Here is a 20,827-nt window from a genome sequence, read left to right on the forward strand (position 1 = left end):
TAGCTTGCCATGACAGACAGGAATCTCTGGGATTCGGTCTTGATTCGCCGTAATTCATGTCCATGAGGTTTCCGGGCAACCTAATTCGACCGAACTACGGACAGAAACTGTTCCTCACCGCCACCCTGCCCCTTATCCTGGCAGCGGTGGTCATTTCGATTCTGGTCACGCTGCAATCAACGCAGTTGGCCGAACGTGAAATCCAGCAACTCGAACAACAACTGATCGCGGCCAAGCGCGCCGAGCTGAAGAATTATCTGTCCATTGCCCGCAATGCCGTGATCAACATCTACGGTCGCGCCGGACCCGATGATGCCAATGCGAAACTGGCCGTCACACAAACCCTGTCGGCAATGCTGTATGGGCAGGATGGTTATTTCTTCGTGTATGACTATGACGGGAACAACCTTGTCAGCCCGCGCGAAACCGATCTGATCGGGACCAATTGGTCGGGCATAACGGACCCCAATGGAATCCCCGTCACTGATGAATTGATCCGCCTGGCCCGGTCAGGTGGCGGCTATCACAGCTATGACTGGCGCAAACCCTCGACCGGGCAGATGGCGCGCATGATCACATACGTGATCGGGTTCCAGGATTGGCAATGGGCTGTCGGCACCGGTATTTTTGTCGATGACGTCCTGGCCGCCGTGACCGCATCGCGCGAACAGGTCGAAGCACGCGTGCAGCGCACGTTCTTTTATATCGGTGGCATAACACTGGCCGCGCTTCTGCTTGTGTTTACCATTGGCCTGTTCATCAACATCCGTGAACGCCGTCTGGCCGACGCCAAGCTCAAGAAGTTGACTCAACGCGTGTTCGACGCACAGGAAGAAGAACGCAGCCGCGTCGCGCGCGAACTGCATGATGGAATCAGCCAGATCCTTGTCGGTGTCCGGTATGCTCTGGACATCGCCAGACGCCGGTTGACCAATGGCGACGCGCGAGGCACCGAGAATCTGGACAAGGGCCTCGAACACCTGTCCGGGGCGATTCAGGAGGTTCGCCGCATCAGCCGAGACCTGAGGCCCGGCGCATTGGACGACCTGGGGCTCGGTCCCGCGCTCAAGGCGCTGGCCGAGGATTTCGCACAACGCACCGGCATGACGACCGAGATCACCACGGCCGTCTTCCGCAACCGGCTGGACGATGACGCAAAGATCGCCCTCTATCGCGTCGCACAAGAGGCATTGACCAATGTCGAACGCCACTCGGGCGCAACGCATGTTTCCATTGATATCCGCGGGCACAGCAACGGGGCGACCATGCGAATATCGGACAATGGACATGGCATCGAACGGATGCACCAACCGGCGACGCCGACCGCTGGGCTGGGTCTGCGCAACATGCAGGAACGGGTTGAACAACTCGACGGCACTCTGCGCATCGTATCCTCCAACTCGGGCACCATGATCGAAGCCACCGTTCCCCTGATACACCTCCTGCCACCGCAAGACCGTTCCGACACAGACACCAGGGCCTCCGCATGACATCCTCTCCGACCCGTATCGTAATCGTAGATGACCACCCGATGGTGGCTGAAGGGATTCAGTCCATCCTGGAAAGCTATGACGATATCGAAGTTCTGGCGACACTGTCCAACGGGCAGGAAATCATTGACTGCGTCGAGGCGCTGAACCCCGATGTGATCCTGTTGGATCTCAACATGCCGGGCATCGGCGGGCTGTCGACCACCGAGATCATCCTGGAAAACCGCCCGGAAACGCGCATCCTGATCCTGTCGATGCATGACAGCCCGGAATATATCTTCTCGGCCCTCAATCACGGCGCGGTCGGCTATGTTCTGAAGGATGTTCCAACCGACGAAATCAAACGCGCCATCGACGCCATCATGGCCGGTCAGCGATATCTTTGCACCGGCGCGCAAGGGTCTCTGAAACCTTATGACCGGTCCGAACGCGAACAACTGACGAACCGCGAGCAGACAATCCTTTTGCAAATCGCGCAGGGCAAGTCGAACAAGGAGGTCGCGCAGACACTGGATATCTCGGTGCGCACGGTGGAAACGCACCGCAAGAACATCAAACGCAAGCTGGGGATCAGTTCGACTGCGGGATTGACGCGTTATGCAATGGAGCACGGGGTATTGCAGGGCGGCACCGCGCATCGGCTGTAGATGAAAACCCGTCGCATTTCGCACGAAGACACGATTGCGCAACAAATGCAAAGAAATCACCCCACCTTGCGACATTTATGCCGGAAAATGCGGTTGACGCCCCTCGCCGCTCCTCATAATGTCGCGCGCACGCACTTTAGGAGTCCCCAGGATGGGTATGATCATCGTACTGGTAGGAAAATGGCGCATGGGCCGGTAACGGACACCATAACGGTACCCCATGCGCCCCCGCCCGAACGGGGGCTTTTTTGTGCAAACAACAATGACGTCATGAACGGAGCAAAGCGATGACACGTCAGATGACCGGAGCGAGAATGGTGGTTCAGGCCCTCAAGGATCAGGGTGTGGACGTCGTATTCGGATACCCCGGCGGCGCCGTTCTACCGATTTATGACGAGATTTTTCAGCAAAACGACATTCGTCACATCCTTGTCCGCCATGAACAGGGTGCCGTGCATGCCGCGGAAGGGTACGCACGGTCCACCGGCAAACCCGGCGTGGCGCTGGTAACGTCGGGACCGGGCGCGACGAATGCGGTGACCGGCCTGACCGATGCGCTGATGGATTCGATCCCGATCGTCGTGCTGTCGGGTCAGGTTCCCACCTTCATGATCGGCAACGATGCCTTTCAGGAGGCCGACACCGTGGGCATCACCCGCCCCTGCACCAAGCATAACTGGCTGGTCAGCGACACCAAGACCCTCTCGGGCACGATCCATCAGGCATTTCATGTCGCGACCTCGGGCCGTCCCGGCCCGGTTCTGGTCGATCTGCCCAAGGACGTGCAGTTCGCGAGTGCCGAGTATACCTCGCCCCAGAAGGCCAAGACCGATCATTATCAACCCCAGGTCAAGGGCGACATGGAGGAGATCACCGAACTGGTCGAAGCCCTTGAAAAGGCCGAACGCCCGATTTTCTATACCGGCGGTGGCGTGATCAACTCGGGCCCTGCGGCCAGTCAGCTTTTGCGTGAACTGGTCGAGGCCAGCGGCGTCCCCATCACCTCGACCCTGATGGGGCTTGGCGCCTATCCGGCCAATGGCGAGCATTGGCTGGGGATGTTGGGAATGCACGGCCTCTACGAGGCCAACATGGCCATGCACGGCTGTGACCTGATGATCAATGTCGGGGCCCGCTTCGATGACCGGATCACGGGCCGGGTCGATGCCTTCAGCCCGCATTCGAAAAAGGCCCATATCGACATCGACCCCAGTTCGATCAACAAGGTCATCAAGACCGACATCCCGATCATCGGCGATATCGCCCATGTTCTGGAAGACGTATTGAAGGTCTGGAAGTCGCGCGGTCGCAAGATAAACCGTGAAGCGATACAGAAATGGTGGGCGCAAATCGAGGAATGGCGCAAGGTCGATTGCCTGGCCTTCACCCAAAGCGGCAAGTCGATCAAACCGCAATACGCGCTGCAACGCCTTGAGGCCCTGACCAAGGACCATGATCGCTACGTCTGTACCGAAGTCGGGCAACATCAGATGTGGGCAGCGCAATACCTTGGCTTCAACGATCCCAACCGCTGGATGACCTCCGGGGGGTTGGGCACGATGGGCTATGGATTCCCGGCTTCCATCGGCGTGCAAATGGCGCATCCTGACTCTCTGGTGATCAACGTCGCGGGCGAGGCGAGTTGGCTGATGAACATGCAGGAAATGGGCACTGCGGTGCAATTCCGCCTGCCGGTCAAGCAGTTCATCCTGAACAACGAACGGCTCGGCATGGTACGCCAGTGGCAGGAACTTTTGCACGGTGAGCGCTATTCGCATTCTTGGTCCGAGGCCCTGCCCGATTTCGTGAAACTGGCCGAGGCGTTCGGCGCCAAAGGCATCAAGTGCGACAACCCCGATGACCTGGACGATGCGATCATGGAAATGATCAATCATGACGGGCCGGTGATCTTTGACTGCCTTGTCGAAAAGCACGAAAACTGCTTCCCGATGATCCCTTCGGGCGAGCCGCACAACAAGATGCTGCTTGGCGAGGCCTCAACCAAGGACGCCATCGGCTCAAAGGGCGCGGTTCTGGTATAACAACGATGTCCTGTCCCACCTCCCGCAATCGCCGGAGGTGGGAAAATCCGCCAAACCGGATGACAAAAGAAAGTTCAACCAATGTCTGCACTGAAAATCAAAAAAGGCTCGTCCAAGCATTCGGCCTATAACCTGCGTCCCAATTTCTCGGACGTCAGCGAAACCCACACCTTGGCCGTGATCGTCGACAACGAACCGGGTGTTCTGGCCCGCGTGATCGGCCTGTTCTCGGGGCGGGGTTACAACATCGACAGCCTGACCGTGGCCGAGGTCGATCATACCGGCCATACCAGCCGCATCACCATTGTCACCACCGGCACGCCGCAGGTCATCGAACAGATCAAGGCGCAGCTAGGCCGTATCGTGCCCGTTCACGACGTGCACGACCTGACGGTCGAAGGCCACGCCGTCGAGCGCGAACTGGCGCTGCTGAAAGTCGAAGGAGAAGGTGACAAGCGGGTCGAGGCGCTGCGGCTTGCAGATATCTTCCGCGCCAATGCCGTCGACAGTACACTCAACAGCTTTGTTTTCGAAATCACCGGCACGCCGGACAAGATCGACGCCTTTGCCAATCTGATGCGTCCCCTAGGTCTGGTCGAGATCGCCCGCACCGGGGTTGCCGCCCTGTCGCGCGGTATCTGACGCCCGCCATAACCGGTCACGCGCCGCCCTGGGGATACTCGGGTCGTGATTTGTCGGTTCTAAGACATGGTTTTCTGTTTTGGGTCGAAAGATCAGGGGAACAGGAACGGATCAGCCTCTACGGAGAAGCGGCGGCCCTGTCCAACGGTCCGGATGCAATGTACTTTTACCTGACGCATGCCTATATCTTCGCGCTTGAGGCCGGGAAGCCCGAGGCACGAGGGCTGCATGCCCGTCTCAAGACTGAAGGCCACGAAGCCTGAATATCGCCGATATCCGGTCCAAAGGACCCCGCCCCGGCAAGGGCCTTTTTCATGTGCGTGGCCTTATCCTGAGCCAGATACCGTCCCGCCCCCGCACCGTCAGATGCGCGACCGGCATGGCCGGACGGTCGGCTACGGTCTCGAACCGATACGCCCGCACCAGCAGCGCAAGCAGCAATGGCCCTTCGATCATGGCGAACCCCGCGCCCGGACAAACCCGTTGCCCTGCTGAAAACGGCATATAGGCGCAACGAAGCCCCTCGCGCCCGTTCTCGGTCTGGAACCGCTCGGGATCGAAGGCATCGGGATTATCCCACAATCTTTCGTGGCGTTGTTGATGCCAGGGGCTCAGCACGATCTGCGCGCCTTTGGGAACGTCGCGATCACGGAACCGTTCCGGGCAGATAGCCTCGCGCACCATCATCGGCACAGGCGGGTAAAGCCGCAAGGTTTCACGAAATACATCCCGCGTCAGCCTGAGCTTGCCGATATCGGAAAATTCCGGTGCGCCGTCCGACATGACCTGCCGGGCTTCCCCGGCCACCCTCTCCTGCCAGTCGGGATAAAGCGCCAACAGATAAAGCGCCCACGCCAAAGCCGAGGCACTGGTTTCGTGCCCCGCCAGGAAAAAGATCGCCACCTGATCGACCATCTCTTGGGTATCGAATGTCTGGCCGGTCCGCGGATCGGCTGTCGTCATGATCTTGGTGGCCAGGTCGTCCGGTGCCGTGCCGTCCTTGATCCGCGCCATTCGTTCGGCGGTAAGGCGGGTGATCAACGCGCGAATATCCGCTGCGGTTTGTCTGGCCCGACGCTTGTGAAACCGGGGAAACCAATTGGGCAAAGGCAGAAATGCCCCCAGATTCAACACCGGCTGCGCGCGTTGATGTTCGCGGAACTTGTCGAAAACCTGCGCGGCCACCTCATGTTCGATAGGGATCGAAAACAAGGTGCGAAAGATCACGTCCGCCGCTGCATGGCTGGCCTGCGCCTCGATCTCCTGCGGCGTTCCATCGGCAGTGCTTGCCAATCGCGCCACTGCCGCCTGTCCGGCCTCCAGCATCGCGGGAAACACATCGCGCAGCCGCCCTCCTTCAAAAGCCGGATCAATGATCCGGCGTTGTCGTTTCCACGTTTCTCCGTTGGTCACGAATACCGAATTTCCCAACAGCGGCGCCAACCCTTCGCGTATCCGGTCGGACTTCGGGAAATCGTCAGGCCGCTCCTTCAGCACCAGATCGACAAGGTCGGGTTGATTGCACAGGTACGATCTGAAAAACGGGGTCCGAAACTCAGCCATCCATGCGCGATACAGATGCGCCGGTTGTGCCGACAGGATATCCTGGCGAAACAGCCGCATATAGCGCCAGAGCGATACGCGCCCGGATCGTGCAGGAGGTTTGGGCGGCAGCATCACGCGGCAACATCCGTATACTTCGACACGGCCATATCTATCCGGCTGGGTGACGGCGCGCGCCCTTCGTATCGCTGACCAAGGGTTTTCGGCCCGGCGGTGATCAGGAAATAATCATAATCTCCGGGCCTGTCGAACGCACAGAGATACTGAAAATGCAGCCGGAAGAAACGCCAGCGCAGCGCGCGCCAACGCTCGGGGCTGAGCGTTTGGGTGAAGGCCGCAGACACCACCAGCGGCCAGCGTTTTCCATCCGGCGCGACGCCGCTGACCGACACCGGATCGCACAGCGCAAAGGCGCAGCCATCGCCCGGAGCGGTCACGTCGATCCAGCTCAGTTCGTCCCGTGTGCTGAGAAATCTCAGATCGCCCCGCAGGCGATATGCCTTTGGCAAAAAGGACACCATCGGCACGACCTGCCCCAGGGACAGAAAGGACAGGACCGGCCCGTTTGCAGGTACGCGGCCCTGTCGAATGAGATCCGACAGGATCGACACCGCCAGATGGGCTCCCGAGGAATGACCGACCACCAGAACCTCATCGACATCATCGCGCAGCGCCGCGGCGATCTCGTCGGTAAATTCCGCAATCCGCGCCTCCAATTCGGGCGGGTTTGCCCCCTTGTAGCGCGCCGAATAGGCATAGTCATGCATCAGGTAATAGGCGAACAGTTTGTTGTCCCTGGACTTGAACCAGGTCAAAAGCGCCCACGCGGTGCCAAACAGGCTACCCCAGTAAAGCACCCCTTCGACCATCAGGCGCGCAGCAAGAGCCGTGCCTTCCTGTCCCAATGGAAGATATCGCGCACTCCACGTCAACGCGGTGCCAACCCCATGGCCAAGCAACAGCGCAACGAGCAACTGGATCAGCAGCATCCCAACCGGATAGAGCGCCGCAATCACCGGCCCCTTGCGCAACCGCATCAGGCGGAGCAGCGCACCCGAAGCGATATAGGCCCAGGCCGTGCGTACCAGTTGTGCGTAGGTCGAAGCGATCCCCCGATCCATGCTGTTACGCACGATGTCGGACCAGACCAGAACCTCGAAATCCGTCTGGATCGTCCCGCGGTCAATCGCAGCATCGACATGCCATCCATAGCGGCCCTGCCCCTCTGCCGCCTTGGCAGACAAAGCCAGCTCATAGCCCGATATAGCCGCCTGCGCCGCACCCTCCTTGCGATAGAGTTCGCGATAGCGACGCGGGTGAATGGGATCATAGCCGGGAATATAGAAAACGCGCCTGCGCTGAACGGGTTTCACGACGCTGCTGCTCATACCTTACCTCTTGCCAGCCCACATTAGCGCGGCAGTTTGGCGAGAGTAAGACTTATCCAAGCAAAGCCAGCGACGGGAACGTTTCAAGCAGCCAGAATGAAAAGGCGGAAAAACCGCCGGTCAGCATCAGCAAACCGATTGTCCACAAAAGAAGCCCCATGATCCGCTCGATCCGCTCCATGTGGCGTTTCATCCAGTTCATCAGCCCCCCCAACCGGGGCAGGAAGGCCGCCACCAGCAGAAACGGTACCCCGAGCCCAAGCGCATAAACCGCCAACAGAACCGTCCCTCGCGCCACGTTCGCCTCGGATGCGGCCAATGACAGGATCGCCCCCAGTTGCGGCCCGATGCACGGGGTCCAGCCAAAGGCAAATGCCAGCCCAAGCACATAGGCCCCAAAGGACGAGCCCCCCCTGTCGCCCATATCCATGCGCGCTTCGCGATCCAGAAAGCCGATCCTGTAAACGCCCACGAAATGTGCCCCAAACACCATGACCACGACCCCGGCAATGGTGTTGAACCAATCCTGATATTGCAGGAAAAGCGATCCGATGGCCGATGCGGTGAAGCCAAGGAACAGGAACACGGTGCTGAGCCCCAGGACGAAGAACACCGCCGGCATGAAGGCCCGCGCCCGTCCCTGGGCCTTGTCGGTCAGATCGCTCAGCGCCACGCCGCTGATATACGCCAGATAGGGCGGCACGATAGGCAGAACACAGGGGCTGAGAAAGGAAATCACCCCGGCAAACAGGGCGACGGCCATGGCGGGGAAAAGCCCCGCGTCGATGATCTCGATTCCGAACATGCCGATCACATAGTCAATTCACGGGGCAAGGTCACGCACTGGACGGTCACAACCTTGTGGACAGGCTGTAACAAGGCGACTATGTCGCAGCCATGGACATTGCCGACCGCATAGATGCAACCGGGCTGCTGTGCCCCCTGCCCGTTCTGAAGCTGCGCAAGCGCCTCAATGCACTTGCCGCGGGCCAGTATATCGAGATGCGCGCAGATGACCCTGCCGCCGTGGTGGACGTGCCCCATTTCTGCAACGAATCCGGTCATGAACTGATTTCGATTACCGAGACTGACGGCGCGCAGGTTTACCTGCTGCGCAAAACCGCGCGGAACTGAAGCACAATGCAAAATGCCGCGCCTTCAAGTGGCGCGGCATTTTCCTTTTCAAGTCTCTCAAACCGGGTCAGCGACCGATAGACCACCATCCCCGGCGTTTGGGTTTGGCCTCTGCCGATTCTTCCGACGCACGATCAGGTTCGGCCACGACAGGCTCGGGCTCGGGTTGCGACACCTCGGTCACAGCCTCTTCTGCCTTGGGAGCTTCGCTTTGGGTCGTAGCGGCTTCGGCGGCTTCCACTTTCTTGACCGGACTCTTGCGTCGCGTGGTTTTCCGCGCCGGTTTGACCTCTTCCGTGGCAATAGCCGGGTTTTCAGGTTCCGACACCGACTCGACCACGCTCTCCGGCTCAGCTACGGTTTCGGCCTTTTTACGTGGTTTCCGGGTCCGCGTAGGTTTGGGTTTTTCCTTGGCCTCTGCGTCGACTTTGGCAGGAGTTTCCTCTTCCACCGTCTCCGCCTTCGCTTCACCCGCCGGCTTGCGCGGCTTGCGGGTCCGTTTGGGCTTTGGCTTTTCTTCAGGGGCGGCTTCGGTCACATCATTAGCATTGGCGCCTTCGTCAGACATATCCGGCGCTTCCCCGGCATTGACCTCGTCGTCCGTATCGTTGCCCTCTTCGGCATCATTGTCCTGAACAGACTGATCGTCGCCCCCGTTCCCCTTCGATTTCGAACGACGACGGCGACGGCGACGGCGTTTCTTGGGCTTGCCGTCGCCATTCTCGGCTTCGGCATTGCCGTCGTCCAACGTGTCATCCTGATCTTCGGCCGCCTCGTCTTCGATGGCATCCATCAGAGAGCTGTCGACCGAGACCACAGGCGCTGCCACTTCGGGCACATTGCGGGTTGCGGTCTTGAATTTTTCAAGTGCGAAATCCGGGCTGATCAGCATCGGATCGCCTTCAATCCGCACCGACAACCCATAGCGCGCCTCGATCTGCGCGACATGCTCGCGTTTCTGGTTCATCAGGAAGTTGGCGATGCCCACCGGACATTTCACCAGCACTTCGCGCGACCGGCGGCGCACGCCCTCTTCCTCGATCTGGCGCAGGATCGACAGCGCCAGATTATCGTCCGAACGGATCAATCCCGTCCCGTGGCACGCCGGACAGGGCTGCGTCGTCGCCTCGATCATGCCGGGGCGCAATCGTTGACGGCTCATTTCCAACAGGCCAAAACCGGAAATGCGGCCCACCTGAATGCGCGCGCGGTCGGATTTCAGCTTGTCCTTCAGTTTCTTTTCGACGGCATTGTTGTTCTTGCGCTCGTCCATGTCGATGAAATCGATCACGATCAGACCGGCCAGATCGCGCAGGCGCAACTGGCGGGCCACCTCTTCGGCGGCTTCCAGATTGGTCTTGAGTGCCGTTTCCTCGATCGAGCCTTCCTTGGTGGCCCGCCCCGAGTTCACGTCGATCGCGACAAGCGCCTCAGTGACACCGATCACGATATATCCCCCCGATTTCAGCTGAACCGTCGGGTTGAACATCGAACTCAGATAGCTTTCGACCTGATAACGCGCGAAAAGCGGCATCGCGTCGGCGTAGTGCTTCACGTTCTTGGCGTGGGACGGCATGATCATTTTCATGAAGTCCTTGGCGATACGGTAGCCCCGCTCGCCCTCGACCAGGACTTCGTCGATCTCGCGGTTATACAAATCGCGGATCGAGCGTTTGACCAGGTCGCCCTCTTCATAGATCTTCGCCGGTGCGATGGATTTCAGCGTCAGTTCCCTGATCTGTTCCCACAGCCGTTGCAAGTATTCGTAATCGCGCTTGATCTCGGATTTGGTACGCTTGGCACCTGCGGTTCGTACGATCAGCCCTGCACCCTGCGGCACGTCGATTTCGGCTGCGATCTGCTTGAGCTTCTTGCGGTCGGCGGCGTTGGTGATCTTGCGTGAAATGCCGCCGCCACGCGCAGTATTCGGCATCAACACGCAATACCGCCCGGCCAGCGAAAGATAGGTGGTCAGGGCCGCGCCCTTGTTGCCGCGTTCTTCCTTGACGACCTGCACCAGAAGGATCTGGCGCACCTTGATGACTTCCTGAATTTTATATTTGCGCGGTCGCGGTTTGCGCACCGGGCGGATATCTTCGCTGTCATCCTCATCAGCCACGGATTCGATAGAGGTATCCTTGTCCGCGGCGTCGGAGCGCTTGTCGCTCTCGTCGTCGTTATCGTCAGCATCCTGATCGTCGGCGCTGTGGCCGGCTACCGCATCCGCATCGTCGGCTTGCTCAGCCGTTTCCGTTGCTTCCTCTCCCTCATGGCCAGAGGCGGTTTCCTGAGCGACCTCTGACGTTTCAATACCGTCGTCCCCTTCGGCAACATCATCGACGGGCTCTTCCACCGGCGTTTCTGCAACGGTATCGACCGGAGATGTCCCCTCGGGCACATCGTCGTCGAGATCGATCATCTCCATTCCGGACACCTGATCGGCACCGGTCTCACCATCGTCGGTTACAATGGCGTCCCTGTCCTCGACCTTGGCGGCGCGGGAACGCGACCGGCTGCGGCGCTTGGGCTTTTCCTCGTCTTCGTCGCGGGCACGCATCGCCTCTGCATAGGCGCGTTCTTCTTCCAGCAGCTTTTCACGGTCAGCAACCGGGATTTGATAGTAATCGGGATGAATTTCCGAGAACGCCAGAAATCCGTGGCGATTTCCGCCATAATCGACGAACGCTGCCTGAAGTGACGGTTCGACCCGTGTTACTTTTGCGAGATAGATATTACCGGCGAGTTGCCGTTTGTTTTCGGACTCAAAGTCAAATTCCTCAACCTTGTTTCCGTCAACCACCACGACGCGGGTTTCTTCCGCGTGGGTGGCATCGATAAGCATTTTCTTAGCCATGTGATCCGTTTGCTCCGCGACAGAGCACCTCGCCCCGGTGGGGCGGCTGTCTGTGGCGGGTGTGTATTAATGGCGATGGCGCAGACACTCTCAGGGGCGCCAGTCAGGCGGCCCCCGGTTTGATATGTGTATTCAGCGCCTTGCATCGCGGTTCTTGGTCTCCGGCCCGGCAAAGGGGCCAACTCAGAGCCTGCTTTTCCGGGTGTACCGGCGCAGGCATGTATGCGGCCCGGCAAAGCGGGGCCAGATCGGTCTGTTCGGGGCGGCGGATGCATTCCTGTACCGTACACGCCCGAAACAGCGAAACTTTTCGAAGCACTCCGCAAATCAATTCGCGGGTGTCCACCTTCCTTGATAGAGGGTTTTGCCCCCAAGTGACAATGCCAAATCGTCCTCAAGCGGATCGCCAAGGCACGGATTATGCGGACAAGTGGCTGAAACATCTGAAAAAACATCCCAAAGAGGGGCTGCCGTTTCGCCATTCAGCCCAGATAATCCGAACGTTGCAAACCGTACTTGGCCATTTTCTCGTTGAGTGTACGGCGCGGCAAACACAACTCTTCCATCACCGAGGCAATCGAGCCCTTGTGACGTCGCATGGTGTTGTCGATCAGCATTCTTTCGAACGCCTCGACATATTCCTTGAGAGGCTTGCCTTCGGTCGTCATCACCGGCTGCATTTCCTGGTGGTCCGACATCAAAAGCGACGCGATTGTTCCGCTGCCACGCCGTGACTGCAGTACCGCGCGCTCCGCGACGTTGAACAACTGCCGCACGTTTCCTGGCCACGGGGCCTGCAACAACTGCGCAGCTTCCTGCGCGGTCACCTGAGGAGCATCACAGCCATAGTCGTCGGCAAACTGTTCGGCGAAACGGGTAAAGAGCGTCAGAATGTCCTCGCCCCGCTGGCGGAGCGGCGGCACGGTAATGCGCAGGCTGGCCAGACGGTAAAACAAATCCGAGCGCAGCGCGTCTTCGCAGGTCCGGTTCTGCTCCTGCATGTTGGAAATCGCCACGATCCGGGTTTCAGGAGGCGTCCCTTCGTCATTGATGAATGTCAGGAGGCGCGACTGCACCGCCTCGGACAGGGATTCGACGTCCTCCAGCACCAATGTGCCGCCGCGCGCCTCTTCCACCGCGGGCAATTGACTGTCCTCGGGCTGCATCGGGCCGAACAGGCGCTTGATCAGCGCATCCTCTTCGAACGCCGCGCAGGACAACAGCACGAATTTCTTGCCGGCGCGCGATCCCACGGCATGCAGCGCATGCGCCACCAAGGTCTTGCCGGTCCCGGTCTCGCCCTCGATCAGAACATGCCCGTCGGCCTGCCCGAGGTCCAGGATATCTTCCTTCAAACGCTCCATGACCGGGCTGGCGCCGATCAGTTTCTTCATCAACTGACCGCCATCCGAGAGTTCCCGGCGCAGCGCACGACTGTCCAGCGTCATGCGCCGCGCATTGGTGGCTTTCTTGGCCAGTTCGGTCATGCGATCAGGGTTGAACGGCTTTTCCAGGAAATCATAAGCCCCCATGCGCATCGCCTCGACCGCCATGGGCACATCGCCATGACCGGTGATCATGATCACCGGCAGGCTGGAATCGGTTCCCATCAGTTTTTTCAGGAACTGCATCCCGTCCATGCCCGGCATCTTGATGTCGGTCACAACGATCCCCGGATAATCCGGCCCCAGAACCTTCAGCGCCTCTTCGGCGCTTGGAAAGGCTTCGGTGTCATAGCCCGAGAGGGCCAGCCACTGGCTGATCGACTGACGCATGTCTTTTTCGTCATCGACTATCGCGATTTTCATTGCGCTCGGCATATCAGATCACTCCGCTGCACGGGTTTCTTCTGTCAAAATAGGAAGCTGTACTTCAAATACAGCCCCCCCGCCCGACGCATTGCGTGCCGTCAGGCGTCCTCCAAGGTCGTTCACGATCCCGGATGAAATGGCAAGCCCCAGACCGACACCATCGCCTGGCTGCTTGGTGGTGTAGAAGGGCTCGAACAGATTGTCGAAATTGTCGATACCATGCCCGTTGTCGCGCACCGTCAGAACGGCGGTTTCGCCTGCGGCCAGAAGGATATCGATTGTTGGCTCGTCCACGCCCTCGGTTGCATCCATGGCATTGCGCAGGAGGTTGATCATCACCTGTTCGACCCGCACCCGATCCCCCATCACCTGCACGGGCTCCTTGGGCAGCGTGCGGGTGATGTTGACGTGGCGCTGACGCAGCTGCGGCTCCATCATAGCCAGCGCCGAGGACAGTGCATCGCCAAGATTTACAGGTTCAAACGTATCCCCGCTTTGCCGCGCATAGGATTTGAGCTGCTTGGTGATCGCCCCCATCCTTTCCAGCAAGTCGTCGATGCGCTGGAACGACGACAGGGCCTCGTCGGGGCGGTTGCGATTGAGCAGCAATCGCGCCCCGGCGAGATAGGTTTTCATCGCCGCCAGAGGCTGGTTCAGCTCGTGACTGACGGCTGCCGACATCTCGCCCAACGCCGCCAGTTTCGAACTCTGCGCAAGCGTCTGTTCGGCAACGGCAAGGTTCTCCTGCACCCGCTCACGTTCGGCGATTTCCCGCTGTAGCCTCGCATTCAATGCGCGAAGCTCTGCCGATTCCCGCTGAAACAGCGCCATGCGCAATGCCGTTTTGCGATTCAGTATCCAGAAGGCGAGCGCCAGAAGAATCGCAAACCCCATGATCTCGAGCGCGAGGAACCCGTTCACTTTCTCGCGAACGCTGGCATAGGTCGTGAAACTGGCGATGCGCCAGCCACGAAAGGCGACGCGTCCTTCGACCCGCATCACCGCCTCACCCCTCAAATAAGCGTCGGCGGGCAGTGCCGTCCAATCGGCCGTGGCCTGAATTGCACGCTCAATCGCGCTGTCCACCGGTTCGCGCTGAAGCGCCTCGGCTTCGCTCAAACCGCGCCACCGCGGTTCGGTCGCAAGAATGATCTCACCCTCGCTGTTGGTCACCAGAACAGCATCGGAAATCCCTGCCCAGGCCCGTTCGTATTTCCCCAGATCCACCTCGACCATGATCACACCGACCACCTGGTTCTGGCTATCCACACGTCTGGAATAGAAAAAGCGGTATCGCCCGGTTTCGTCCCTCAAAACCTTGAAAATCGTGTCCTTTGAGCGCAAAGCGTCCACATAGTAAGGGGCTTGCCGGTGCGATTGCCCCAGTGAATTCCGATCTGTAGACGCCACCGTGCGGCCATCCCGATCCAGAAGCGTCAGCGAGGCGGCGTCGATCTCATCGACAAAGGAAATCAGGCGCTGCGTGGACTGCGTATAATCCCCGGTATTCAATGCCGAAATCAGCGCCGGGTCCCGCGCCAGAAGCTGCGGAACGATGGCGTTCTGGCGCAGTTCGCTCAGCAGGTTGCCGCCATACAGCACAAGGCGCAACTCGGCCCGGTTGCGGGTGGTTTCCGTAAAACGGTCGGTCAGCAGCCGGTTGGTGACGAACACCACGGCAATCGCAACCACGACAAGGAAGGCAAACGCCAGCCGTGCGCGCCAACTGGTGGTGCGGGTACGTGTCACTTTCGGCGGCCTCTGCGCATTGAGCATTCTGCCAATTTACGCCGCCACGCCCTGCGGCTCAAGCGATCACGCGTTGGCCAGCTGATCGACGAGACTGTCGAACATCGGCGCGCCATCCGACCCGCCATGCAGCGTTTCGGCCATCCGCTCGGGGTGGGGCATCATGCCGAGCACTCGGCGATTGCCAGACAAAATCCCAGCGATATCGTCCACCGATCCATTGGGATTGTCGACATAGGTAAAGGCCACACGCGCATCGCCATGCAGACGCTTCAGCGTCTCGGCATCCGCAAAGTAGTTGCCATCGTGATGCGCGATCGGAACCGTGATGCTCTGCCCCGCATCGTACCCTGCGGTAAAGGGACTGTCCGCCGTTTCGACGCGCAGTTCGATCGGCTTGCAGATGTATTTCAGGTTGGCGTTGCGCAACAGGACACCGGGTAACAGCCCGGTTTCCGTCAGAATCTGGAACCCGTTGCAGACACCCAGAACATAGCCGCCTTTTTCGGCATGCCCCACCACCGACCGGCAAATCGGCGAATTGGCCGCAATGGCCCCGCAGCGCAGGTAGTCCCCAAAGGAAAACCCGCCCGGCACGCCGACGATATCGACACCTTCGGGCAACGCGGTATCCTTGTGCCAGACCATCGATACCCTGGCCCCAGCCCTTTCGAACGCGACGGCAAGGTCGCGGTCGCAATTCGATCCCGGAAAGACGATGACCGCCGCATGCATCAGGCAATCTCCACGCTGTAGCTTTCGATCACGGTGTTCGCCAGCAGCTTTTCACACATCTCGGTCACGTTGGCGCGCGCCTTATCGGCATCGGTTTCGGCCAAATCCAGTTCGATCACCTTGCCTTGCCGGACGCCTTCGACCCCGTCGAATCCAAGCGATCCGAGCGCGTGGCGAACGGCCTCGCCCTGCGGGTCCAGAACGCCGTTTTTTAGCATGACGTGAACGCGTGCCTTCATGAGTCGTTTTCCTGTCTTCCTGCGCGGCACAACTCGCCGCCTTGAATGATGTCAGCGATCAGTTGATCAGCGTGGGCCGTGTCATCGGCGTGGCCCCCTTGGGCATGACGCCCAGCCGGTTGGCCACTTCGGTATAGGCATCGGTCAGGCTGCCCAGATCACGGCGGAACACATCCTTGTCCAGTTTCTGGCCGGTCTCGATATCCCACAGGCGGCAACTGTCCGGGCTGATTTCATCGGCCACGATCAGGCGTTGATAGTCACCGTCGTAAATCCGGCCGATTTCTATCTTGAAATCGATCAGACGGATGCCGACGCCATACATCACACCGGACAGGAAATCGTTCACCCGCAATGCAAGGCTCAGGATATCGTCCATGTCCTGCTGGCTGGCCCAGCCAAAGGCGGCGATATGTTCCTCGGTGACCAGCGGATCGCCCAGCTTGTCGTCCTTCAGGCAATATTCGACCACCGGGCGCGGCAGTTGCGTGCCCTCGTCAATGCCCAACCGCTTGGCCATGCTGCCCGCGGCATAGTTGCGCACGATCACCTCAAGCGGCACGATTTCACAGGCGCGCACCAGTTGCTCGCGCATGTTCAGCCGTTTCATGAAGTGGTTCGGAATGCCGATATTGGTCAGTCCGGTCATGAAATATTCCGACAGAAGGTTGTTAAGAACGCCCTTGCCCTCGATCACATCCTTCTTTTCGGCATTGAAAGCCGTGGCATCATCCTTGAAATACTGCACGATGGTGCCCGGTTCAGGGCCTTCGTACAGGGTTTTCGCCTTGCCTTCGTAAATCTTTTTGCGCCGCGCCATGCAGCCTCCGTCGCTCGACCGGGGCCAAATCCCCTTTTGTCGTGCTGTCCTCATAGATCATGCCCCCGATTGTCGCAAGATGGCGTTGAGGCCTTGCTCTTGGCGGCACAGAGTTGCATATCAGGGTCAAACGCAACGTATTCTGAGGGGACAGGCCCGATGACCACCTTCGACGATCGCGAAAACGCTTTCGAAAACAAGTTCGCCCATGACGAGGAAATGAAATTCCGCGCTCAGGCGCGCTGCAACAAATTGCTCGGCCTGTGGGCCGCCGAATTGCTTGGCAAAACCGGCGAGGATGCCCAGACCTACGCGAAGGAAGTCGTGATCGCCGATTTCGAAGAGGCCGGTCACGAGGACGTGGTGCGCAAGGTCGCGAACGATCTGGGCGATCTGGCCGATGCCGACACGATCCGCGGCAAGATGGCCGAACTGCTGCGCGTCGCCAAGGAACAACTCGTCAAAGAAGCCTGAGCTTCGGCTTGACCACCCGTTTCATCGCAGGCGCGTCCGCTCAGGGCGCGCCTTTTTCTCGTGCGATTTCGCCGATCGGCCCGTGAATGCGAATGAATTTCACGAAACGGTTGAGCAATATGAATTTGCGCCCATCTGCTATACATGCCACATCGGCCCGTGACTGACCAAGGAGTTCCCATGACCAACGCCCTGTCCAAACTGCTGCAAACCCGCGACTGGCTTCTGGCCGATGGCGCGACGGGCACCAACCTGTTCAACATGGGCTTGGAATCGGGCGATGCGCCCGAACTCTGGAACGACATGCACCCGGAACGGATCACGAAACTCTATTCGATGGCCGTGGATGCCGGCAGCGACATTTTTCTGACCAATTCGTTCGGCGGCAATGCCGCACGCCTGAAACTGCACGGCGCCGAAAAGCGCGCCCGCGAGTTGTCACGCATCTCGGCCGAAATCGGTCGTGACGTGGCGGACAGCCGAGACCGCCCAATCGTCGTGGCCGGGTCCGTCGGCCCGACGGGCGAGATCATGGCCCCGATGGGGGCGCTGACCCATGAACTGGCCGTGGAAATCTTTCACGAGCAGGCCGACGGGCTGAAAGAAGGCGGTGCAGACGTGCTGTGGCTTGAAACCATTTCCGCCCCCGAAGAATACAAAGCCGCCGCCGAGGCGTTCGAACTGGCAGGCATGCCGTGGTGCGGCACGATGAGTTTCGACACCGCCGGGCGCACCATGATGGGCATGACCTCAGCCGATATGGTGAACATGGTCGATGGTCTGGCCAACCCGCCGCTGGCCTTCGGTGCGAATTGCGGCGTCGGAGCCTCCGATCTGCTGCGCACCGTTCTCGGGTTTGCCGCTCAGGGGGCGGAACGTCCGATCATCGCCAAGGGCAATGCCGGTATTCCCAAATACGTCGATGGGCATATCCATTACGACGGCACCCCCGACCTGATGGCGGATTACGCCGTTCTGGCCCGCGATTGTGGTGCCACGATCATCGGCGGCTGCTGTGGAACCACGCCCGAACACCTCGAGAAAATGCACGCGGCATTGACGACCCGCCCGCGCGGCGAACGCCCGACGCTGGAACAGATTGCCGAGGCGCTTGGCCCGTTCTCGTCCGCAGCAGACGGCACCGGCGACGAGGATGACGCCCCCAAACGCCGCACACGCCGCCGCCGCGGCTAACAAGACATCCGGCACCCTTCAGAACAGCGACAACTGATCCCCCGGTCGCGCCGGGGGATCGAACAGATCGCAACGCAGCGCAGGCTGCCTCGCATCCAGCCCTAACCGGCGCGCAGCCAGGGCAAAGCGATGCGCGATCATCTGGGCATAAGGCCCCTGCCCCCGCATCCTGCGCCCCCATTGCGGATCGTAATCACGCCCGCCCTGCATCTGTCGCACGAGGCCCATCACCCGCGCGGCACGATCCGGATAATGCGCCTGTAACCATTCCCGAAACAGCGGCGCAACCTCGAGCGGCAGTCGCAACATGATCCAGCTTGCGGCCTGCGCACCGGCCTCCCGTCCGGCTGTCAGTATTTTTTCGATCTCATGATCGGTCAGCCCCGGAACGACCGGAGAGCTCATCACCCGTACCGGCACCCCCGCCGCCGAGACACGCCGGATCGTCTCAAGCCGCCGGCGCGGCGCGGGCGCGCGCGGCTCCATGCTCCGCGAGACCCCGGCATCCAGTGTCGTCACCGAAATACCGACCCGCACCAGGCCATGGACCGCCATATCCGACAGGATATCCAGATCCCTCTCGATCAGGGTGCCTTTGGTGACGACGGCGACGGGGTGACGAAACGCGCGCAACACCTGTAAACAGCCGCGCATGATTTCATGCCCCTGTTCGATCGGCTGATACGGGTCGGTGTTGGTTCCGATCGCGATCGGGGCGACACGATAGCCGGGCTTTCGCAGTTCCCGCTCGAGTATCGCAGGCGCATCCGGGCGTGCAATCAGCCGGGTCTCGAAATCCAGCCCCGCCGACAATCCCAGCCAGGCATGGCTGGGCCGCGCAAAACAATAAATGCAACCGTGTTCACATCCCCGGTACGGGTTGATCGACCTGTCAAAAGGAAGATCGGGTGAGCGATTATAGGTGATCATCCGGCGCGGGCGCTCCTCGCTCACCACCGTCGCCGCCATGCGCTCCTCCGGCATCTCATCGTCCCAGCCATCGGAGTCATACATGCGCCGATGACGTTCGTACCTTCCCGCCGCGTTGCTGCGCGCGCCCCGCGCACGAAGTTTCACGCCTTTGTCGATTGTCTGATCCGAGGACATGGCTCAAAATTGGAACAAATAGGGAACATTTGCAAGGCCCCATATCGTTCATGCAATGTTTTCAGCATCAACCGACCGAAATCGTTGCTATAAGTCGGTACAAGATCGGTCAGTGTCGTAATTCGCAAAGTGGCGATGCGACAAATTGACGAAAGCTGAATGAAAGAAATCGCGCACATGCGCCCTTGCTCGGGAACCTCTGCAATGTCCGACGAAGAAGACATCATCCTGTCCGACCTCAGCGACGAAGAACTCGTCGAACAAATGTGGGACGATCTTTACGACGGCCTGAAGGAAGAGATCGAAGAAGGCGTCAACATCCTGCTGGAACGCGGATGGGCCCCCTACAAGATCCTCACCGAAGCCCTTGTCGGCGGCATGACCATCGTGGGCAAGGATTTCCGCGACGGCATCCTGTTCGTCCCCGAGGTGCTTCTGGCGGCCAACGCCATGAAGGGCGGCATGGCCATCCTCAAGCCGCTGCTGGCCGAAACCGGCGCACCGCGCATGGGCTCCATGGTGATCGGCACGGTCAAGGGCGACATCCATGACATCGGCAAGAACCTCGTGTCGATGATGATGGAAGGGGCCGGTTTCGAAGTCGTCGATATCGGCATCAACAACCCGGTCGAAAATTACCTCGAAGCCCTGGAAGAGCATAAGCCAGACATCCTCGGCATGTCCGCCCTGCTGACCACGACCATGCCCTACATGAAAGTCGTGATCGACACGATGGTGGAACAAGGCCTGCGCGACGATTATATCGTGTTCGTCGGCGGCGCCCCCCTCAACGAGGAATTCGGCAAAGCCATCGGCGCCGACGCCTATTGCCGCGATGCGGCCGTTGCGGTGGAAATGGCCAAGGACTACGTCCAGCGCAAACACAATCAGGGCGTTGCAACCTGATCCGTTTCGCCAGAGGCAGATTTGCAGCGGCC

Annotated in this window: 19 protein-coding genes; 9 read left to right on the plus strand and 10 right to left on the minus strand. The window is 59.8% G+C overall.

Features of this window, described 5'->3' with window-relative positions; translation table 11 throughout:
• Positions 1-62 precede the first annotated feature (62 nt).
• From BUB53_RS01415 to BUB53_RS01435, 5 genes are all read left to right on the plus strand, one after another.
• Complete coding sequence (locus BUB53_RS01415) at positions 63-1,490, plus strand: cache domain-containing protein (protein ID WP_073033657.1); 1,428 nt, start codon at positions 63-65, stop codon at positions 1,488-1,490.
• Positions 1,487-2,137, plus strand: coding sequence for a response regulator (locus BUB53_RS01420; protein ID WP_073031896.1), 651 nt, complete (start codon positions 1,487-1,489; stop codon positions 2,135-2,137). Before BUB53_RS01415 ends, BUB53_RS01420 begins: the two co-directional genes overlap by 4 nt.
• Positions 2,138-2,424: 287 nt before the next feature.
• The gene (locus BUB53_RS01425) at positions 2,425-4,179 is read left to right on the plus strand and encodes an acetolactate synthase 3 large subunit (RefSeq protein ID WP_073031898.1); all 1,755 of its coding nucleotides are present in this window, start codon (positions 2,425-2,427) and stop codon (positions 4,177-4,179) included.
• 81 nt (positions 4,180-4,260) lie between these two features.
• Complete coding sequence (ilvN, locus tag BUB53_RS01430) at positions 4,261-4,821, plus strand: acetolactate synthase small subunit (RefSeq protein ID WP_073031900.1); 561 nt, start codon at positions 4,261-4,263, stop codon at positions 4,819-4,821.
• A gap of 50 nt (positions 4,822-4,871) precedes the next feature.
• A complete protein-coding gene (locus BUB53_RS01435; protein ID WP_234983207.1) occupies positions 4,872-5,084 on the plus strand; it encodes a hypothetical protein in 213 nt (70 codons plus the stop codon).
• Between the two features lie 49 nt (positions 5,085-5,133).
• On the opposite strand, the gene BUB53_RS01440 is transcribed toward BUB53_RS01435, so the two are convergent.
• Genes BUB53_RS01440 through BUB53_RS01450 form a run of 3 tightly spaced genes read right to left on the minus strand, consistent with a single transcriptional unit; the run spans position 5,134 to position 8,577 of the window.
• On the minus strand, positions 5,134-6,498 hold the full coding sequence (locus tag BUB53_RS01440; RefSeq protein ID WP_073031902.1) for a cytochrome P450: 1,365 nt from the start codon (positions 6,496-6,498) through the stop codon (positions 5,134-5,136).
• Positions 6,498-7,772: a hypothetical protein gene (locus BUB53_RS01445; protein ID WP_073031904.1), complete on the minus strand. Its 1,275-nt coding sequence runs from the start codon at positions 7,770-7,772 to the stop codon at positions 6,498-6,500. The genes BUB53_RS01440 and BUB53_RS01445 overlap by 1 nt, the downstream gene beginning before the upstream one ends.
• Positions 7,773-7,824: 52 nt before the next feature.
• Positions 7,825-8,577, minus strand: a complete 753-nt coding sequence (locus BUB53_RS01450; protein ID WP_073033659.1) for a cytochrome c biogenesis CcdA family protein — start codon at positions 8,575-8,577, stop codon at positions 7,825-7,827.
• 92 nt (positions 8,578-8,669) lie between these two features.
• On the opposite strand from BUB53_RS01450, the gene BUB53_RS01455 reads away from it, so the two are divergent.
• Entirely contained in the window at positions 8,670-8,906 is a 237-nt protein-coding gene (locus BUB53_RS01455) for a sulfurtransferase TusA family protein (protein WP_073031906.1), read from the plus strand.
• Positions 8,907-8,973: 67 nt separating this feature from the next.
• Here BUB53_RS01455 and BUB53_RS01460 read toward each other — a convergent pair whose 3' ends face one another.
• From BUB53_RS01460 to purC, 6 genes are all read right to left on the minus strand, one after another.
• Positions 8,974-11,760, minus strand: a complete 2,787-nt coding sequence (locus BUB53_RS01460; protein ID WP_073031908.1) for an Rne/Rng family ribonuclease — start codon at positions 11,758-11,760, stop codon at positions 8,974-8,976.
• Positions 11,761-12,242: 482 nt separating this feature from the next.
• The gene (locus BUB53_RS01465; protein ID WP_073031910.1) at positions 12,243-13,580 is read right to left on the minus strand and encodes a sigma-54-dependent transcriptional regulator; all 1,338 of its coding nucleotides are present in this window, start codon (positions 13,578-13,580) and stop codon (positions 12,243-12,245) included.
• 6 nt (positions 13,581-13,586) lie between these two features.
• The gene (locus tag BUB53_RS01470; protein WP_073031912.1) at positions 13,587-15,347 is read right to left on the minus strand and encodes a sensor histidine kinase; all 1,761 of its coding nucleotides are present in this window, start codon (positions 15,345-15,347) and stop codon (positions 13,587-13,589) included.
• Positions 15,348-15,386: 39 nt separating this feature from the next.
• Positions 15,387-16,055, minus strand: a complete 669-nt coding sequence (gene purQ / locus BUB53_RS01475) for a phosphoribosylformylglycinamidine synthase subunit PurQ (RefSeq protein ID WP_073031914.1) — start codon at positions 16,053-16,055, stop codon at positions 15,387-15,389.
• Positions 16,055-16,294 (minus strand): phosphoribosylformylglycinamidine synthase subunit PurS, encoded by a 240-nt coding sequence (gene purS, locus BUB53_RS01480; protein WP_073031916.1) that lies wholly within the window; start codon positions 16,292-16,294, stop codon positions 16,055-16,057. Before purS ends, purQ begins: the two co-directional genes overlap by 1 nt.
• Before the next feature lie 58 nt (positions 16,295-16,352).
• Positions 16,353-17,114 (minus strand): phosphoribosylaminoimidazolesuccinocarboxamide synthase, encoded by a 762-nt coding sequence (purC, locus tag BUB53_RS01485; protein ID WP_073031918.1) that lies wholly within the window; start codon positions 17,112-17,114, stop codon positions 16,353-16,355.
• Positions 17,115-17,273: 159 nt separating this feature from the next.
• On the opposite strand from purC, the gene BUB53_RS01490 reads away from it, so the two are divergent.
• Together BUB53_RS01490 and bmt are read left to right on the plus strand one after the other, a co-directional pair.
• Positions 17,274-17,588 carry a DUF1476 domain-containing protein gene (locus BUB53_RS01490; protein WP_073031920.1) on the plus strand — a complete coding sequence of 105 codons (315 nt, stop codon included), beginning with the start codon at positions 17,274-17,276 and terminating at the stop codon, positions 17,586-17,588.
• A 180-nt stretch (positions 17,589-17,768) separates the two neighbouring features.
• Positions 17,769-18,782: a betaine--homocysteine S-methyltransferase gene (gene bmt / locus BUB53_RS01495; RefSeq protein ID WP_073031922.1), complete on the plus strand. Its 1,014-nt coding sequence runs from the start codon at positions 17,769-17,771 to the stop codon at positions 18,780-18,782.
• A gap of 18 nt (positions 18,783-18,800) precedes the next feature.
• Here the strand turns inward: bmt and BUB53_RS01500 are convergent, their stop codons facing one another.
• Positions 18,801-19,889 carry a PA0069 family radical SAM protein gene (locus BUB53_RS01500; protein ID WP_073031924.1) on the minus strand — a complete coding sequence of 363 codons (1,089 nt, stop codon included), beginning with the start codon at positions 19,887-19,889 and terminating at the stop codon, positions 18,801-18,803.
• 204 nt (positions 19,890-20,093) lie between these two features.
• Here BUB53_RS01500 and BUB53_RS01505 point away from each other — a divergent pair, with 204 nt between their 5' ends.
• Positions 20,094-20,795, plus strand: a complete 702-nt coding sequence (locus BUB53_RS01505) for a corrinoid protein (protein WP_073033660.1) — start codon at positions 20,094-20,096, stop codon at positions 20,793-20,795.
• Positions 20,796-20,827 lie beyond the last annotated feature (32 nt).

The organism is Roseovarius pacificus, assembly GCF_900142665.1.
GTDB lineage: Bacteria > Pseudomonadota > Alphaproteobacteria > Rhodobacterales > Rhodobacteraceae > Roseovarius > Roseovarius pacificus.

What these genes read in the sequence shown, in the direction of transcription:
- ilvN (WP_073031900.1), top strand. Translation starts at nt 4,261, where the DNA reads ATGTCTGCACTGAAAATCAAAAAAGGCTCGTCCAAGCATTCGGCCTAT.
- BUB53_RS01465 (WP_073031910.1), bottom strand. Translation starts at nt 13,580, where the DNA reads ATGCCGAGCGCAATGAAAATCGCGATAGTCGATGACGAAAAAGACATG.
- BUB53_RS01490 (WP_073031920.1), top strand. Translation starts at nt 17,274, where the DNA reads ATGACCACCTTCGACGATCGCGAAAACGCTTTCGAAAACAAGTTCGCC.
- BUB53_RS01445 (WP_073031904.1), bottom strand. Translation starts at nt 7,772, where the DNA reads ATGAGCAGCAGCGTCGTGAAACCCGTTCAGCGCAGGCGCGTTTTCTAT.
- BUB53_RS01505 (WP_073033660.1), top strand. Translation starts at nt 20,094, where the DNA reads ATGTCCGACGAAGAAGACATCATCCTGTCCGACCTCAGCGACGAAGAA.
- BUB53_RS01460 (WP_073031908.1), bottom strand. Translation starts at nt 11,760, where the DNA reads ATGGCTAAGAAAATGCTTATCGATGCCACCCACGCGGAAGAAACCCGC.
- purS (WP_073031916.1), bottom strand. Translation starts at nt 16,294, where the DNA reads ATGAAGGCACGCGTTCACGTCATGCTAAAAAACGGCGTTCTGGACCCG.
- BUB53_RS01470 (WP_073031912.1), bottom strand. Translation starts at nt 15,347, where the DNA reads ATGCTCAATGCGCAGAGGCCGCCGAAAGTGACACGTACCCGCACCACC.
- purQ (WP_073031914.1), bottom strand. Translation starts at nt 16,055, where the DNA reads ATGCATGCGGCGGTCATCGTCTTTCCGGGATCGAATTGCGACCGCGAC.
- BUB53_RS01420 (WP_073031896.1), top strand. Translation starts at nt 1,487, where the DNA reads ATGACATCCTCTCCGACCCGTATCGTAATCGTAGATGACCACCCGATG.
- BUB53_RS01500 (WP_073031924.1), bottom strand. Translation starts at nt 19,889, where the DNA reads ATGTCCTCGGATCAGACAATCGACAAAGGCGTGAAACTTCGTGCGCGG.
- BUB53_RS01425 (WP_073031898.1), top strand. Translation starts at nt 2,425, where the DNA reads ATGACACGTCAGATGACCGGAGCGAGAATGGTGGTTCAGGCCCTCAAG.
- purC (WP_073031918.1), bottom strand. Translation starts at nt 17,114, where the DNA reads ATGGCGCGGCGCAAAAAGATTTACGAAGGCAAGGCGAAAACCCTGTAC.
- BUB53_RS01415 (WP_073033657.1), top strand. Translation starts at nt 63, where the DNA reads ATGAGGTTTCCGGGCAACCTAATTCGACCGAACTACGGACAGAAACTG.
- BUB53_RS01440 (WP_073031902.1), bottom strand. Translation starts at nt 6,498, where the DNA reads ATGCTGCCGCCCAAACCTCCTGCACGATCCGGGCGCGTATCGCTCTGG.
- BUB53_RS01455 (WP_073031906.1), top strand. Translation starts at nt 8,670, where the DNA reads ATGGACATTGCCGACCGCATAGATGCAACCGGGCTGCTGTGCCCCCTG.
- bmt (WP_073031922.1), top strand. Translation starts at nt 17,769, where the DNA reads ATGACCAACGCCCTGTCCAAACTGCTGCAAACCCGCGACTGGCTTCTG.
- BUB53_RS01450 (WP_073033659.1), bottom strand. Translation starts at nt 8,577, where the DNA reads ATGTTCGGAATCGAGATCATCGACGCGGGGCTTTTCCCCGCCATGGCC.